General features: G+C 67.7%; 16 protein-coding genes. 8 read left to right on the forward strand and 8 right to left on the reverse strand.

The annotated features are described in order from the left end of the window. Window positions 1–33: 33 nt before the first annotated feature. Together ABZS64_RS05205 and ABZS64_RS05210 are read right to left on the reverse strand one after the other, a co-directional pair. The gene (locus ABZS64_RS05205) at window positions 34–1,152 is read right to left on the reverse strand and encodes a peptidoglycan bridge formation glycyltransferase FemA/FemB family protein (RefSeq protein WP_355823317.1); all 1,119 of its coding nucleotides are present in this window, start codon (window positions 1,150–1,152) and stop codon (window positions 34–36) included. A 108-nt stretch (window positions 1,153–1,260) separates the two neighbouring features. Next, window positions 1,261–1,578, reverse strand: coding sequence for a hypothetical protein (locus ABZS64_RS05210; protein WP_355823319.1), 318 nt, complete (start codon window positions 1,576–1,578; stop codon window positions 1,261–1,263). Between the two features lie 261 nt (window positions 1,579–1,839). Here ABZS64_RS05210 and rpsF point away from each other — a divergent pair, with 261 nt between their 5' ends. The 4 genes from rpsF (at window position 1,840) to rplI (ending at window position 3,542) form a co-directional block, all read left to right on the forward strand. Next, window positions 1,840–2,130, forward strand: coding sequence for a 30S ribosomal protein S6 (gene rpsF, locus ABZS64_RS05215; RefSeq protein WP_004950685.1), 291 nt, complete (start codon window positions 1,840–1,842; stop codon window positions 2,128–2,130). A 73-nt stretch (window positions 2,131–2,203) separates the two neighbouring features. After that, a complete protein-coding gene (locus ABZS64_RS05220) occupies window positions 2,204–2,797 on the forward strand; it encodes a single-stranded DNA-binding protein (protein ID WP_355823322.1) in 594 nt (197 codons plus the stop codon). A 43-nt stretch (window positions 2,798–2,840) separates the two neighbouring features. After that, complete coding sequence (rpsR, locus tag ABZS64_RS05225; protein ID WP_003956534.1) at window positions 2,841–3,077, forward strand: 30S ribosomal protein S18; 237 nt, start codon at window positions 2,841–2,843, stop codon at window positions 3,075–3,077. Window positions 3,078–3,095: 18 nt separating this feature from the next. Next, window positions 3,096–3,542, forward strand: coding sequence for a 50S ribosomal protein L9 (rplI, locus tag ABZS64_RS05230; protein WP_326651115.1), 447 nt, complete (start codon window positions 3,096–3,098; stop codon window positions 3,540–3,542). 102 nt (window positions 3,543–3,644) lie between these two features. Here rplI and ABZS64_RS05235 read toward each other — a convergent pair whose 3' ends face one another. Next, on the reverse strand, window positions 3,645–4,982 hold the full coding sequence (locus ABZS64_RS05235) for an MATE family efflux transporter (RefSeq protein WP_355823327.1): 1,338 nt from the start codon (window positions 4,980–4,982) through the stop codon (window positions 3,645–3,647). 442 nt (window positions 4,983–5,424) lie between these two features. Between ABZS64_RS05235 and dnaB the strand changes: the two genes are divergently transcribed. Both dnaB and ABZS64_RS05245 read left to right on the forward strand, forming a co-directional pair. Beyond that, window positions 5,425–6,891, forward strand: a complete 1,467-nt coding sequence (gene dnaB, locus ABZS64_RS05240; protein WP_355823441.1) for a replicative DNA helicase — start codon at window positions 5,425–5,427, stop codon at window positions 6,889–6,891. Window positions 6,892–6,952: 61 nt separating this feature from the next. Beyond that, window positions 6,953–8,335, forward strand: a complete 1,383-nt coding sequence (locus ABZS64_RS05245; protein ID WP_355823331.1) for a serine hydrolase domain-containing protein — start codon at window positions 6,953–6,955, stop codon at window positions 8,333–8,335. A 53-nt stretch (window positions 8,336–8,388) separates the two neighbouring features. Here the strand turns inward: ABZS64_RS05245 and ABZS64_RS05250 are convergent, their stop codons facing one another. The 5 genes from ABZS64_RS05250 to ABZS64_RS05270 all read right to left on the reverse strand — a co-directional run bounded on the left by ABZS64_RS05250 (window position 8,389) and on the right by ABZS64_RS05270 (window position 11,988). Then, complete coding sequence (locus ABZS64_RS05250; protein ID WP_355823334.1) at window positions 8,389–9,549, reverse strand: winged helix DNA-binding domain-containing protein; 1,161 nt, start codon at window positions 9,547–9,549, stop codon at window positions 8,389–8,391. Between the two features lie 15 nt (window positions 9,550–9,564). Next, entirely contained in the window at window positions 9,565–10,017 is a 453-nt protein-coding gene (locus ABZS64_RS05255; RefSeq protein WP_355823337.1) for a GNAT family N-acetyltransferase, read from the reverse strand. A gap of 10 nt (window positions 10,018–10,027) precedes the next feature. Next, on the reverse strand, window positions 10,028–10,486 hold the full coding sequence (locus ABZS64_RS05260; protein WP_355823340.1) for a MarR family transcriptional regulator: 459 nt from the start codon (window positions 10,484–10,486) through the stop codon (window positions 10,028–10,030). 90 nt (window positions 10,487–10,576) lie between these two features. Beyond that, the gene (locus ABZS64_RS05265; RefSeq protein WP_355823344.1) at window positions 10,577–11,437 is read right to left on the reverse strand and encodes a GNAT family N-acetyltransferase; all 861 of its coding nucleotides are present in this window, start codon (window positions 11,435–11,437) and stop codon (window positions 10,577–10,579) included. A 5-nt stretch (window positions 11,438–11,442) separates the two neighbouring features. Next, window positions 11,443–11,988, reverse strand: a complete 546-nt coding sequence (locus ABZS64_RS05270; protein WP_355823347.1) for a DUF2269 domain-containing protein — start codon at window positions 11,986–11,988, stop codon at window positions 11,443–11,445. Window positions 11,989–12,073: 85 nt separating this feature from the next. Here ABZS64_RS05270 and ABZS64_RS05275 point away from each other — a divergent pair, with 85 nt between their 5' ends. Both ABZS64_RS05275 and ABZS64_RS05280 read left to right on the forward strand, forming a co-directional pair. Further along, window positions 12,074–12,715, forward strand: a complete 642-nt coding sequence (locus ABZS64_RS05275; protein ID WP_355823444.1) for an HAD-IB family phosphatase — start codon at window positions 12,074–12,076, stop codon at window positions 12,713–12,715. A gap of 306 nt (window positions 12,716–13,021) precedes the next feature. Next, the gene (locus tag ABZS64_RS05280) at window positions 13,022–14,902 is read left to right on the forward strand and encodes a globin domain-containing protein (RefSeq protein WP_355823350.1); all 1,881 of its coding nucleotides are present in this window, start codon (window positions 13,022–13,024) and stop codon (window positions 14,900–14,902) included. The last annotated feature ends 26 nt before the right edge of the window (window positions 14,903–14,928 follow it).

Raw genomic sequence — 14,928 nt, forward strand, 5'->3', positions numbered from 1 at the left:
ACGGCGTCGCCCGTGAAGACGTCGGCCGCATCGTCAGCGTCGCGACATGTAGATGTCGAGCGCCTTGTGCAGCAGCTTGTTGAGCGGGAAGTCCCACTCGCCGACGTACTCGACGGCCTCGCCGCCCGTGCCCACCTTGAACTGGATCAGACCGAAGAGATGGTCGGTCTCGTCGAGGGAGTCGCTGATGCCGCGAAGGTCGTAGACGGTCGCGCCCATCGCATAGGCGTCGCGAAGCATCCGCCACTGCATCGCGTTCGAGGGCCTGACCTCGCGGCCGATGTTGTCGGAAGCGCCGTAGGAGTACCAGACATGGCCGCCGACGACCAGCATGGTGGCCGCGGACAGGTTCACGCCGTCGTGCCGCGCGAAGTACAGCCGCATGCGGTTGGAGTCCTCGTTGTTCAGGACCGTCCACATGCGCTGGAAGTATGAGAGCGGGCGCGGCCGGAAGTGGTCGCGCACCGCGGTGATCTCGTACAGCCGCTGCCACTCGGCCAGGTCGTCGTAACCGCCCTGGACCACCTCGACACCGGCCTTCTCGGCCTTCTTGATGTTGCGGCGCCACAGCTGGTTGAAGCCCTTGAGGACATCGTCGAGCGAACGGTTCGCCAGCGGCACCTGATAGACGTACCGCGGCTGTACGTCACCGAAGCCGGCGCCGCCGTCCTCGCCCTGCTGCCAGCCCATCTTGCGCAGCCGGTCGGCGACTTCGAAGGCACGGGGCTCGATGTGCGTCGCCTCGACGTCGCGCAGCCGCTTCACATCCGGGTCCTGGATACCGGCCTTGATCGCCGGTGCGTCCCAGCGGCGGATGACCACCGGCGGGCCCATCTTCACGGAGAAGGCGCCCTGCTGCTTGAGGTGGGCGAGCATCGGCTGCAGCCAGTCGTCCAGGTTCGGGGCATACCAGTTGATCACCGGGCCCTCGGGCAGGTAGGCGAGATAGCGCTTGATCTTGGGCAGCTGGCGGTACAACACCATGCCCACGCCCACCAGTTCACCGCTCTTGTCGAACCAGCCCAGGTTCTCCGAACGCCATTCGGTCTTCACGTCAGCCCATGCCGGGACCTGGCAATGACTTGCCGAGGGCAGGGTCTGGATGTACGCCAGATGCTGCTCTCGGCTGATGGTCCTCAAGGTCAGGCTCATGCGGGGCGCTCCTCGGCAGGTGTGTCCCCATGGGTACAGGGGCTCCGGCTCTCGCGCCGAAGCCTACTGCGCTGGGGGAGCGCCCCGAATGGCCGTGTGACACCGGGGCTAGTAGCCGATCAGGCCACCGAAGAGCCCGCCGTGTGCCATCCCGAGGAAAAAGCCGACGGCCGAGGCGCCGAGTCCGACGATCAAGAGGAAGCGTTCGCGGGTTGTGACCGAGACGAACTGGCCGTAGGCACCCGCGACAATCCCGATCAGTCCGGACCACGAGCTGAGCAGATGAAGGTTGTCGAACTGCGCGGACACAAAGGCCAGCGCGCCCAGCACCAGGGTCACCACCATCAGGGTGTCCTGGAGCGGATGAGGTTTGCCGTCCGTGGCAAAGAGAGAGCCTGTGGGGTTCGGTCGCATTGTTTGTGCCATGAAGCACCTCCTGGCCTTCCCGGAAAGGCGGCGCACTGTGACCCCGCCCACACTTTATGGGTACAGGGTGAGGCCCCTGGGCACTGGATTTCAACCGGAAGGGCGTCAGCGGGTACTCTGTACGGTCTGCACCGGTGTCTGCCCAGGCCAGGACACAATCCCTCGGGATTGTCAGTGGCGGCGGCTACCGTTGCTTACGCATCACGACCCTCCTGCCACGGAACGACCGTGGCCGCTGAGTCCAAAGGAGGTGGGTTCCACATGCGTCACTACGAGGTGATGGTCATCCTCGACCCCGATCTCGAGGAGCGCGCAGTCTCCCCGCTGATCGAGAACTTCCTCTCCGTCGTCCGTGAGGGCAACGGAAAGGTTGAGAAGGTCGACACCTGGGGCCGTCGTCGTCTCGCTTACGAGATCAAGAAGAAGCCCGAGGGCATCTACTCGGTCATCGACCTGCAGGCCGAGCCTGCGGTCGTCAAGGAGCTCGACCGCCAGATGAACCTGAACGAGTCGGTCCTCCGGACCAAGGTCCTCCGTCCCGAGACCCACTGAGCATCTAGCTCAGAAGTCATCGGGTTCGAGTAGCAGCAAGCAGCCAGCAGCAATCCCGCCGAGAGGTTCACCCATGGCAGGCGAGACCGTCATCACGGTCGTCGGCAATCTCGTCGACGACCCCGAGCTGCGCTTCACCCCCTCCGGTGCGGCGGTCGCGAAGTTCCGTGTCGCGTCCACTCCCCGCATTTTCGACAAGCAGACCAATGAGTGGAAGGACGGCGAAGGCCTGTTCCTCACTTGCTCGGTCTGGCGTCAGGCGGCGGAGAACGTCGCGGAGTCGCTTACGCGAGGCATGCGCGTCGTCGTGCAGGGCCGGCTGAAGCAGCGGTCCTACGAAGACCGCGAGGGCGTCAAGCGCACGGTCTACGAGCTGGACGTCGAGGAAGTCGGCCCCAGCCTGAAGAACGCCACGGCCAAGGTCACCAAGACCACCGGTCGCGGTGGCCAGGGTGGCTATGGCGGCGGTCAGCAGCAGGGCGGCGGCAACTGGGGCGGTGGTCCCAGTGGTGGTGGCCAGCAGCAGGGCGGCGGCGGTGCACCCGCCGACGATCCCTGGGCCACCAGCGCGCCGGCCGGCGGCGGCCAGCAGCAGGGCAGTGGGGGCGGCTGGGGCGGAAGCTCCGGCGGTTCCGGCGGCGGCTACTCGGACGAGCCTCCCTTCTAAGGGCTGCTCGTACCCCACTTCTTGATCACACAGGAGATACACCATGGCGAAGCCGCCTGTGCGCAAGCCGAAGAAGAAGGTCTGCGCATTCTGCAAGGACAAGACCGTGTACGTGGACTACAAGGACACGAACATGCTGCGGAAGTTCATTTCCGACCGCGGCAAGATCCGTGCCCGCCGCGTTACCGGCAACTGCACGCAGCACCAGCGTGACGTCGCCACGGCCGTGAAGAACAGCCGTGAGATGGCGCTGCTGCCCTACACGTCCACCGCGCGATAAGGGAAGGGTGACCGAATAATGAAGATCATCCTCACCCACGAGGTGTCCGGCCTCGGTGCCGCCGGCGACGTTGTTGACGTCAAGGACGGATACGCTCGCAACTACCTGGTCCCGCGCGGTTTCGCGATCCGCTGGACCAAGGGTGGCGAGAAGGACGTGGCGCAGATCCGCCGCGCCCGCAAGATCCACGAGATCGCGACGATCGAGCAGGCCAACGAGATCAAGGCCCGGCTCGAGGCCGTGAAGGTGCGTCTGGCTGTTCGCTCCGGCGACGCCGGCCGCCTCTTCGGCTCCGTCACCCCGGCCGACATCGCCTCGGCGATCAAGGCCGCTGGTGGTCCGGACGTCGACAAGCGTCGCGTTGAGCTCGGTTCGCCGATCAAGACCCTGGGCTCGCACCAGGTGTCTGTGCGTCTGCACCCCGAGGTTGCCGCCAAGCTGGGCGTCGAGGTCGTCGCCGCGTAACGCTGCGCTCGGCTGAGTAGTACGAAGGGCTGTACCCCACGGGGTACAGCCCTTCTGCTACGCCGTGTTTCACGTGAAACACGAATGTTCAGCGATCGCGGTTCAGCGGGTCGCGCCGGTGACGATCCAGCGGCCCGAGCGCGCTCGCAGCCAGAGCGTCAGCATGCGGACCGTCATCATCAGCGTCATGGCCCACCACAGAGCCGTGAGGCCGCCGCCCAGCATGGGGACGAGCAGGGCCACCGGAGCGAAGACCGCCAGCGTCACCAGCATCGCCCAGGCCAGATAGGGGCCGTCGCCTGCTCCCATCAGTACGCCGTCGAGGACGAAGACCACGCCCGCGATCGGCTGGGAGACGGCAACCACCAGCAAGGCCGGGAGCAGAGTGTCGTGCACGGCCGAGTCACTGGTGAACAGCGGGATGAGGAGCGGTCGGGAGGCCACGACCAGGATGCCGAGCACCACACCGGAGGCAATGCCCCACTGCACCATGCGGCGGCAGGCCTGGCGTGCTCCCTCGGCGTCACCGGCACCGAGATAGCGGCCGATGATCGCCTGTCCGGCGATGGCGATCGCATCGAGCGCGAAGGCCATCAGGCTCCACAGGGAGAGAACGATTTGGTGAGCTGCGATTTCGGTGTCACCCATGCGAGCCGCCACTGCGGTGGCGATCATCAGGACGGCACGCAACGAGAGCGTACGGACGAGGAGCGGGACGCCCGCCTGCGCGCTGGCCCGTATGCCCGCCGCATCGGGGCGCAATGAGGCCCCGTGCCGACGTGCCCCCCGCACGACGACGATCAGATAGGCCGCGGCCATGCCGGCCTGCGCGATGACGGTGCCCCAGGCGGAGCCTGCGATGCCGAGGCCGGCGCCATAGACAAGTCCCACGTTGAGCGCCGCGTTGGCGGCGAAGCCGCCGATGGCCACGTACAGCGGGGTCCGGGTGTCCTGGAGTCCGCGGAGTACTCCGGTGGCCGCCAGCACGATGAGCATGGCCGGGATGCCGAGGCTGGAGATCCGGAGGTAGGTGGTGGCGTACGGGGCGGCGGTGTCGGAGGCCCCGAAGGCCTGGACGAGCCAGGGGGCCGTGGGCAGGGTGACGACGACGACGGCGATACCGAGGAGCAGCGCGAGCCAGATGCCGTCCATTCCCTGGCGGATGGCGGCCGCGAGATCGCCCGCGCCGACGCGGCGGGCTACGGCTGCCGTGGTGGCGTAGGCGAGGAAGACGAAGACGCTCACGGCGGTCATCAGCAGTGCCGCCGCGACTCCCAGCCCGGCGAGTTGGGGGGTGCCGAGATGGCCGACGATGGCGCTGTCGACCATCACGAAGAGCGGCTCGGCGACGAGTGCACCGAAGGCGGGGAGGGCGAGCGCGACGATCTCGCGGTCGTGGCGTCGCCGGAGAGCCTTCGGTGCCGTTGGAGCCTGTGTCATGGCAGCAATCTAATCTTCCACAGGTAAGAGATGCAATTGCTTTGCAGTCCTTACCGAGCCTCGGGTTACGGGTTCGGCTGTGCGCCGTTTGTTCTGATCTTGGTCCAGTCGGGAAAGTTTTTCTCCCCCACAGCCGGTGGACGGAAAAACACCAGGTCAGAGCATGTGTGCCTGGGTGGCTATGACTTTGTCCACAGAGCTGTCCCCCGGTCCGTGCACAGGTTCCGGAGGGTTCTCCACAGCATCTGGACCTTCGTCCACACGGCCTGTGGATAACCAGATTGGCTGACGGTGCCGAGGGGCCTACCGTGGACCGTCGCCCGACGCGCCGGAAGCGGAGTCTGGCCGTTCGTTTTGTCAGTGTCGTGCCGTAGAAAGAGTGGCACGGCGAGGTCCGCGGGGCGGACGGGAGGAGGTGGCCCGGGTGAGCATTTCCGAGCCCTTGGACGACCCGTGGGCAGCCGACGGCATTCCCGGCGACCGTCTGCCCGTCTCCCGCCAGCGCCGCAACGAAGGCCGAGGTGGCCGCGAGGACCAGCACGACCGCGGCAGGGACACCGGAGGCTGGGACGGCGGCTCTCCCGGCTTCGAGCGCGTGCCCCCGCAGGACCTGGATGCCGAGCAGTCCGTCCTCGGCGGCATGCTGCTCTCCAAGGACGCCATCGCCGACGTCGTGGAGATCATCAAGGGCCATGACTTCTACCGGCCCGCCCACGAGACCGTCTATACGGCGATCCTCGACCTCTATGCCAAGGGCGAGCCGGCCGACCCCATCACCGTCGCTGCCGAATTGGTCAAGCGGGGCGAGATCACCAGGGTCGGCGGTGCCCCGTACCTCCACACCCTGGTCCAGTCGGTCCCGACTGCGGCGAACGCCTCGTACTACGCAGAGATCGTCCATGAACGTGCGGTGCTGCGACGCCTCGTGGAGGCAGGCACCAAGATCACGCAGATGGGATATGCCGCGGATGGCGATGTCGACGAGATCGTCAACTCCGCCCAGGCGGAGATCTATGCCGTTACCGAGCAGCGCACCAGCGAGGACTATCTGCCGCTCGGCGACATCATGGAGGGCGCGCTCGACGAGATCGAGGCAATCGGGTCACGCAGCGGCGAGATGACCGGTGTTCCCACTGGGTTCACGGACTTCGACTCGCTCACCAACGGTCTGCACCCCGGCCAGATGATCGTCATCGCGGCCCGTCCCGCGATGGGTAAGTCCACCCTGGCGCTGGACTTCGCCCGCGCCTGCTCGATCAAGAACAACCTGCCGAGCGTGATCTTCTCCCTCGAAATGGGCCGCAACGAGATCGCGATGCGACTGCTGTCCGCCGAGGCACGCGTGGCGCTGCACCACATGCGCTCAGGAACGATGACGGACGAGGACTGGACCCGGCTGGCGCGCCGGATGCCGGATATCTCGCAGGCCCCGCTCTATATCGACGACTCCCCGAATCTCTCGATGATGGAGATCCGGGCGAAGTGCCGACGGCTGAAGCAGCGCAATGATCTGAAGCTGGTTGTCATCGACTATCTGCAGCTGATGCAGTCCGGTGGTTCGAAGCGCGCCGAGAGCCGACAGCAGGAGGTTTCGGACATGTCCCGAAACCTCAAGCTGCTGGCGAAGGAGCTGGAGCTCCCGGTGATCGCGCTGTCGCAGCTGAACCGTGGTCCCGAGCAGCGCACGGACAAGAAGCCGATGGTCTCCGACCTGCGTGAATCAGGCTCCATCGAGCAGGACGCCGACATGGTCATCCTGCTGCACCGCGAGGATGCGTACGAGAAGGAGTCACCGCGCGCGGGCGAGGCGGACCTGATCGTCGCCAAGCACCGTAACGGTCCGACGGCGACGATCACGGTCGCATTCCAGGGTCACTACTCCCGCTTCGTGGACATGGCGCAGACCTGACCGGCAGCACTCGCCGTCTAATGCGCTCGACGTGGCGAGGCGGCGCCGATAGACCTGCCTCATGACCTCACCTTTTGACGAGCTTCTTCCCGCCACACAGCGGGCCCTTCTTCATCGCATCGCCGTTGCCCAGTCCGAAGGCCGCGCTCCCTCGTTCGTCGCCGGTGTACAGCGCGACGGGCAGCTCGTGTGGTCGGGTTCCCGCACCTGCGTCGACGGGCATGCGCCGGATGCCGACACCCAGTACCGCATCGGCTCCATTACCAAGACCTTCACGGCTGTCCTGGTGCTGAGGCTGCGGGACGAGGGGCTGCTCGATCTGAACGACTCCCTGGAGAAGCACCTGCCTGACACCGGGGTCGGCGATGTGACCATCGCTCAGCTGCTCGGTCACAGCGCAGGCCTGAGCGCGGAGTCCCCGGCGCCGTGGTGGGAGCGCACGCCGGGCTCGCTGCGTCCCGAACTCGCCGATGTCCTCGGTGACAAGTCGCGAATGCATCCCGTGGGCCGTCGCCACCATTACTCCAACCCCGGCTATACGCTGCTCGGTTCACTGATCGAAGCCGTACGCGGGGACTCCTGGGAGGACGTGCTGCGGCGCGAGATCCTCGAGCCGCTGGGCCTGCGCCGTACGAGCACGCAGCCCGAGGTCACGCATGCCGGCGGCTGGGCGGTGCATCCCTGGGCCGATGTGATGCTCCCCGAACCCTCCGAGGACCTCGGTCTGATGGCGCCGGCCGGACAGCTCTGGTCCACGGCCGCCGACCTCTGCCGCTTTGCCGCGTTCCTCGCCGAGGGCGACGAGCGCGTGCTGCGTGCAGCATCCGTTCGGGAGATGCGTACGCCGTCCGTGCCGACCGAGGCCGGGGACTGGGACAGCTCCTACGGTCTGGGGATGCAGATCGTACGGAAGGGCGGCCGTACCCTCGTCGGGCATACGGGCTCGTTGCCCGGCTTCCTCGCCGGGCTCTGGGTGAGCGTGGAGGACGGCATCGCGGCCGTCGCGCTCGCCAATGCCACTTCGGGTCCGCTCACCGGGGCCGTGGCCGCCGATCTCGTAGGGATCGTGGCCGAGGCCGAGCCGCGCATTCCCGAGCCCTGGCGGCCGCTGCCGGAGGTCGACCAGGCTCTGCTGGAGCTGACCGGGCCCTGGTACTGGGGGACTTACTCCTTCGGGCTGCGTCTGCTCGCCGACCGAGGTGTGGAGTTGCAGCCGCTCGGGGGCAGCGGCCGCGGGTCGCAATTCGCCGCTGAGGCGGACGGGACCTGGACCGGACTCGATGGTTACTACGCGGGGGAGACACTGCGTGTGGTGCGTCTCGAGGACGGCTCGGTGAGCCATCTCGACCTGGGCTCGTTCGTCTTCACTCGTGAGCCGTACGGGCCGGGTGCGGCGGTTCCGGGTGGTGTGGATGAGGAGGGCTGGCGCGGCCTCAAAGCGTGAAACGGATCTGATGTTTCACGTGAAACGGGAGCGAGACCGATCCTGGGCTGCCTTCAGGTCGTCAACTCCCGCTCCAGCGGCGTACGGAAGCGGGGGGTGATCCGAGCATCGGCCACCCAGCCCGACAGCCGTGAGGCCTCTGCTGCGATGGCCGCGGCGGCCTCACGGCCGGGTTCGGTCAGCAGACGCCAGACGATCTCTCCGTCCGCGCGCTGGGCCCAGCCGCCGACGATCTGGCCGTTCCACCACACGGTCGGGCCGACATTGCCGGAGCGGTCGAAGAGCGCCGCGCTGTGGTCCCCGGTCAGATGGAAGCCGCGGTCGGCCCAGGCCATGGCGCTCGGGTCGAGCGCGGGAAGCAGTGCGGCCCAGGGCTCCAGGGGCTGTTCGGGCGCGGTATCTCCGGGAGCCACATAGCCGGTACCCGTATCGAGTTCGACCTCCTCCGCCCCGACGGCAGAGACCGCTTTTCGTACGTCGCCGAGCGTCCACCCCGTCCACCACTTGAGGTCTGACTCGGTGGCCGGCCCGTAGGAGAGCAGCCAGCGGCGGGCCAGCTCGGCGCGAGCCTCGGTGGCCGACAGGGTGGGCCAGGGGTCGCTCGCCGTCCAGCGGAACTGGCTGGAGGTCCAGGAGCCGCGCGGCCGGTCCCGGCGGATCCGGCTGTCGGCGGCGAGCACGCGGATGACACGCGTGGCGACGCCCTGCATCGTCTCGTACTTCTTGCCAGGGAAGACGGTGATCTTCGTCTTCAGCGCCGGCACGTCGGCGGAGAGCTGGCTGCCGGTGGCGGAGCCGCGTGCGGCAAGGGCGGCCAGCACCGATTTCTCAGCCTCGGCCAGCCAGCTCTCGTCCAGACCGTTCGCGTCCTCCGCCAGGTGACTGAGCAGTGTCTTGCGCTCCTTGACCGCGATGGCGCGAGCGGTGGAGGCATCGACGTACGGGGCGAGTTCGGCGGATACGGCGAAGAGTGTGCGCCGCATGGAGAGGAGCCGGACCAGCGTGACGTCCTCGTACAGTGACTGCTCCACGGCCTGGACGCTCGGGGCGCTGAGGCGTGCGCAGGCGGAGAGGAAGACGGTCGCAGCATCGGTGGCGTGCAACGCGACGACGGCGTCGGCGGCCGCCACCGGTGAGTACGCGCGTACGGACGGGGCCAGCAGATGGCGACGGCCCAGCCGGATGCGGCGCTGCTCGTCACTGATCCGGTGCACCGTGAACTCCCTTGCTCAGAGCTGGAGTTTGAAACCTACGTGGGATGCCTCGAAGCCCAGCCGCTCGTAGAAGCGGCGGGCGTCGGTGCGGGTGGCATCGGAGGTCAGCTGCACCAACTGGCAGTCCTGGCGCCGGGATTCGTCGATGGCCCATTCGATCAGCCGGGTACCCAGACCGCTGCCGCGTTCGTCGGCGTGGATCCGTACGCCTTCGATGATCGAGCGGGTCGAGCCGCGCCGGGAAAGGCCGGGGATGATCGTGAGCTGCAGGGTCCCGACGACACGGTCCTCGCGCACGGCGACGGCCTGGATCTGGTTCGGGTCCTCGTCCAGGCGCTCGAATGCGGCGGTGTACGGGGTGAGGTCGTCCGGCGATTCGCGCTGCGCGCCCAGCGGGTCGTCGGCGAGCATCGTCACGATCGCCGGGATGTCGGCGAGTTCCGCGTGCCGTATTTCAAGATCGCTCATGATCCGCAGACTACGCGGGGACCCGCAGTTCCTCCACGGCCCTGACCAGGGGAGCGAGCTCTGGGTTCCTGGCCGCCTCGTCGAGGGCCTCGCGCAGCGCTGTGTCATTGGTCGGCCGGGCCTCGGCGAGCAGAGCCAGGCCGGACTCGGTGACATCGGTGTAGATGCCGCGGCGGTCGGTGTCGCAGAGATAGCGGGTCAGCAGGCCGCGGTCCTCGAGCCGGGTGACGAGCCGGGTCGTGGCGCTCTGGCTGAGGACGACGGCGTCGGCCACCTGCTTCATCTGCAGGTGGCCGCCGGGGCCGCTGTGCTGACGGCTGAGGACATCGAGGAGTGAGTACTCGCGCAGGCTCAGGCCGTGCTTGCTCTCCAGGGCGCGCTCGATGTGTGCCTCGATCTTCCCGTGAAGCAGAGAGAGGGCGCACCAGCTCTGGGAGAGCGCGGTGAGTGCAGGGTCGGTCGCGGTCATCTGTCTTCCTCCTCCGTGCCGGAGCGGCTCTCCCCAGGATAGACGACAAACGCAATATCCCGCGTTTGCAATTATCTGGCGCTCATCACGCTAGACCGCGGCCACCGACAGCGGTGCGAAGCGGCGGGTCCAGTCGCCCGGGAGGTCCGGGATGCCGTAGGTCATCACCGTGTTGAAGGCGACCGTCTCCATGCCGTGCTCCTTGACCCAGGCGATCAGTTCCTCGTGACGTACGTCGATGTCCGTACGGAGCGGATGGTCCGTGCCCGCCGCCAGGGAGGCGACCAGAGCCTTCGCGGTCTCCGTGTCCCGGGCGATCAGCGGGCCGATGACATGGGTGTGCATGTTCGGCCAAGCCGACGCGTATCCGGTGAGGACGCCGTCCTCCTCCGCAACGCGCAGCTGGTCGGCGAAGGCGGGAAGCCGAGTGACCATGTGGGTGCGGTCCAGGCCGAAGACCTCGGCATCCAGGCGCAGGATCCCGGGAAGGTCCTCGGCGGTCGCCGGGCGGGTGCTCACCTTCGAACCGGGGTCCGGCTCCGGGGCCAGCAGGTGGCCCCGGACCATCTCGACGCGGCCGATGTCGACGAAGCCCAGCTGCTCATAGAGCGGCTGCCCGTACTGCGTGGCGTGCAGCGTGAGCGGGGTGTCTCCGGCCTCGTTGAGAACGTGCTGCATCAGGCGGCGCCCGACGCCCTGACGGGCGTATCGCCCGGCGACGAGCACCATCCCGATCGCGGCGAGCCCTTTGCCGTAGGAGGTCACCACGCAGGCGGTCACCAGACCCTTGCCCACAGGGTCGTCGATTCCGTACCCCGTGCCGGCCGTGAGCAGTAGGCCCCACTTGTGCTCCTCGCGCGGCCAGCCGCGGTCCTCGGAGAGATCTGCGCAGGAAGTGAGGTCGTCCGTGGTCAGACGCCGGATGGGCAGCTCGGAGAGCGGTGTCGACATAAGAGTCAGGCTGTCGGACGCAGTGATCGCTCGTCCAGTGCTTTCCGAGAAGTTGGCACGACGCGCAGGCGCCGACCGCGACGGGTGAGACCCCATGGCTTGAGCATGGAGACAACCGTCATGAAGACATACGTGGTGAAGGAGACGACCGGTCCCATCACCAGGCCCAGAGGGTCCGCCGGCGCAGCGCCGGAAGCGACGGTGTCGACCGCGGCATTGACGCCCGGACGCAGCGCGAAGATCGATGCGGCGACGGTGATGAGCGTCAGCCAGAACTTCGTATAGACCCAGCGGTGCTGTGCGAGACCCCATTTCGTGCGAAGGGACAGAACAAGACCGCTGAGGAGGGTCAGCAGGGCGAGAGGAATCACCAACCAGTCCGTGAAGACCTTCATCGAGCGGCAGGCGGCCTCGATCATGGCTGCGGACTCTGTGGTGGCTGCGGTGAGGGCAAGTGCCAGCAGGCCGAGCGTGAGCCCGAGCCAGCCGGCGGATGCGGCGACATGGACGACGAGGAGGGCCCGGCGAGCGGGGCGCTTGAGTGGTTTCACGTGAAACACCGTGCCGGGCGGGCAGACGTATCGCGTCTGACAGCGGGAGTAACCGCGGATACTAACCTCGGCGTACATGGCGTACATGGAGAGAAGCCGCAGGCTCCATATCTTCGATCTCGACGGCACTTTGATCCGCGGCTCGGCGGCGGCTGTGGAGATATCCCGGCAGCTGGGGCTGCTGGAGGAGATCGGCGAGCTGGAGCGGGAGTTGATCGCCCGCAGGATAGGCCCGCCGGAGTATGCGGTGCGTGTGCATGCCCTGTGGGGCGATCTCACCGATGCTCATGTCGCGGCAGCCTTCGAGGCGGCGCCCTGGCTCGACGGCATCCAGGAGGTATGGCGAGAGATCCGTGGGCGCGGGGACTACTGCGCCGTCATTTCACTCTCGCCCTCCTTCTTTGTGGAACGGCTGCTGAGCTGGGGAGCTCATGCGGCGCACGGATCACGCTTTCCCGCGTTGCCGTTCACCCAGCCTGTGGAGCCGTCGGGCATTCTCAACGCGGCCGCGAAAGTGAAGATCGCGAACCAGCTCTGTGCAGAGTTGGGGGTGGGCCTGGACACATGCGTTGCATATGGTGATTCCATGTCCGACGCGGAGATCTTCGGGGTAGTGCCCACAACGGTGGCGATGAATGCCGATCACCATCTGTCGGGTCTGGCCACACATGCCTATACGGGGGGCGATCTGCGCGAGGCATATGAACTGGTGCGATTCCGCAGTTAGTTCACGAGCTCGGGGGTGGTCCGGGCGACCCGTCATTTGGGCATGGGGGCAATGGAGCCTAACGAAAAAGCGGGTCCGGATGCCCGGACTTTCCGCTCTTTGTCCCCTGTAGTGGTGCTGCCTGGCATGCTGCGACGACGGGCGCTGCGGGCAATGTCACACTTCTGGCTCAGTCGTCCCGATTCAGCTTGCGGTCGTGGTTAGTGTGGGCTGGCAGTAGTCCTGAAGCAGAGCGGGGAATGAGGCACCTTCCGAGCCGGCGGAAGTGCGTGGACCGACCGAAAGATGTTCGAGGCGAGGCAGACAATGGACGCTCCGACCACCACGTCGGCCGACAATGGCACTTCGGACGAGAGCGGCGGGGGCGGATGGTTCACCCCTCGCAAGCGACCGACCCCCGGCCGGACCGACCCCGCTGAGGGGCCTTCCGCAGGTGACGCAGGCCAGGAACGAATAGCGGCTCCGAGGCGCCCAGTCGCCCCCATACGTCCGGTGGGCTCCGGGGCCTCTCGTCCCGCGCCGCCGGTGAGGGACGCGCGAGGGCCCGCGGCTCCCGTCGACGGGGCATCGCCGCCCGAGGCGCCGAGCGACGCTCGGTCCGCTGATGACGTTCCTGCCGAGCACGGTCCCTCCGGGTTCGCCCGGCCGGAGCGGACCCGGGATGACAGAGGCCCGGTCGCGGAAGCCCACAACGCGCACGGGACCCATGAGACCGCGGGTCCGCGCCAGGACCCCGGCGCCCGCGAAAGCCAGGCGGACCCCCGGGTACCGAGCCCGCGCGAAGCCCTCCACTCCCACGATGGCTCCTGGCCCCGCGAGGCGGTCTGGCCCACCGAGACCGCAGGACGGCTCCATATCGCGGGCCAGCCGGACCGGCACCACGAAGCCGCGGAGCGGCCCTACGGGGCCGTAGAACCGCGCGAAGACACCCAGCAGCGCGATGACACTCAGCCGCGCGAAGCCGGCCGGCCGCTCGGAGGCGCCGGGTTCCGCGGAGACGTCCCGTCGGGTGAAGCTCACCACGAACCGGCAGACCACCAGGCTCCGCCCGCGCAGCCTGCCGCACCGGCCGACGACGCGTCCCCCGACGCGATCCTCATCCGCCGCACCATGGGGGAGATCGGGTCCGTCGCGGACAAGGTCACCTCGTACTTCTACGCCCTGCTCTTCGTCCGCCACCCCGAACTGCGGGGCCTGTTCCCCGCAGCCATGGACGCCCAGCGTGACCGGCTCCTCAAGGCCCTGCTCACCGCCGCCGAGCACATGGACAACGCGGAGGTGCTCACCGACTACCTCAAGCACCTGGGCCGCGGCCACCGCAAATACGGCACCCAGCCCGAGCACTACCCAGCCGTCGGTGAGGCGCTGCTCGGCGCGCTGAGCCGGTACGCCACGACGACCTGGGACGAGGAGACCGAGGCCGCCTGGGTGCGCACGTACACCACGATCTCCCAGATCATGATCGACGCGGCCGCCGAGAACGAGCGGGACGCGCCCGCCTGGTGGCATGCCGAGGTGGTGTCGCACGACCTCAGGACACCCGACATCGCGATCATCACCGTCCGGCCGGACCAGCCGTACGCCTTCCTGGCCGGGCAGTACACGAGCCTGGAGACGCCCTGGTGGCCGCGGATCTGGCGGCACTACTCGTTCGCCAGTGCGCCCCGCGCCGACGGTCTGCTGTCCTTTCATGTCAAGGCGGTCCCGGCCGGCTGGGTCTCCAACGCCCTGGTCCACCACGCCCGCCCGGGTGACGTGCTGCGCCTCGGGCCGCCCGCGGGATCGATGACCGTCGACCACTCCACCGACAACGGCCTGCTCTGTCTGGGCGGCGGCACCGGTATCGCGCCCATCAAGGCGCTGGTCGAGGATGTCGCCGAGCACGGTGAGCGGCGCCCGGTGGAGGTCTTCTACGGGGCGCGTACCGACTACGACCTGTACGACATCGACACCATGCTCCGGCTCCAGCAGTCACACCCGTGGCTGTCGGTGCGGCCCGTTGTGGACAACCGCGCGCAGTTCCCCGACGCCGTGCGGGAATTCGGCCCGTGGTACGAGTACGACGCCTATCTCTCAGGGCCGCCCGGCATGATCCGCAGCGGCGTGCACGCACTGCGCGGCCTCGGCATCCCGTACGACCGGATCCGCCACGACTCGCTCGAAGAGCTCGTCGCTGCGGGCGACTAGCGCGCGGTAGCCGAGGGAGACAGGGG

It is taken from the genome of Streptomyces sp. NPDC005408, assembly GCF_040606445.1.
In the GTDB taxonomy this organism is placed as follows: domain Bacteria; phylum Actinomycetota; class Actinomycetes; order Streptomycetales; family Streptomycetaceae; genus Streptomyces.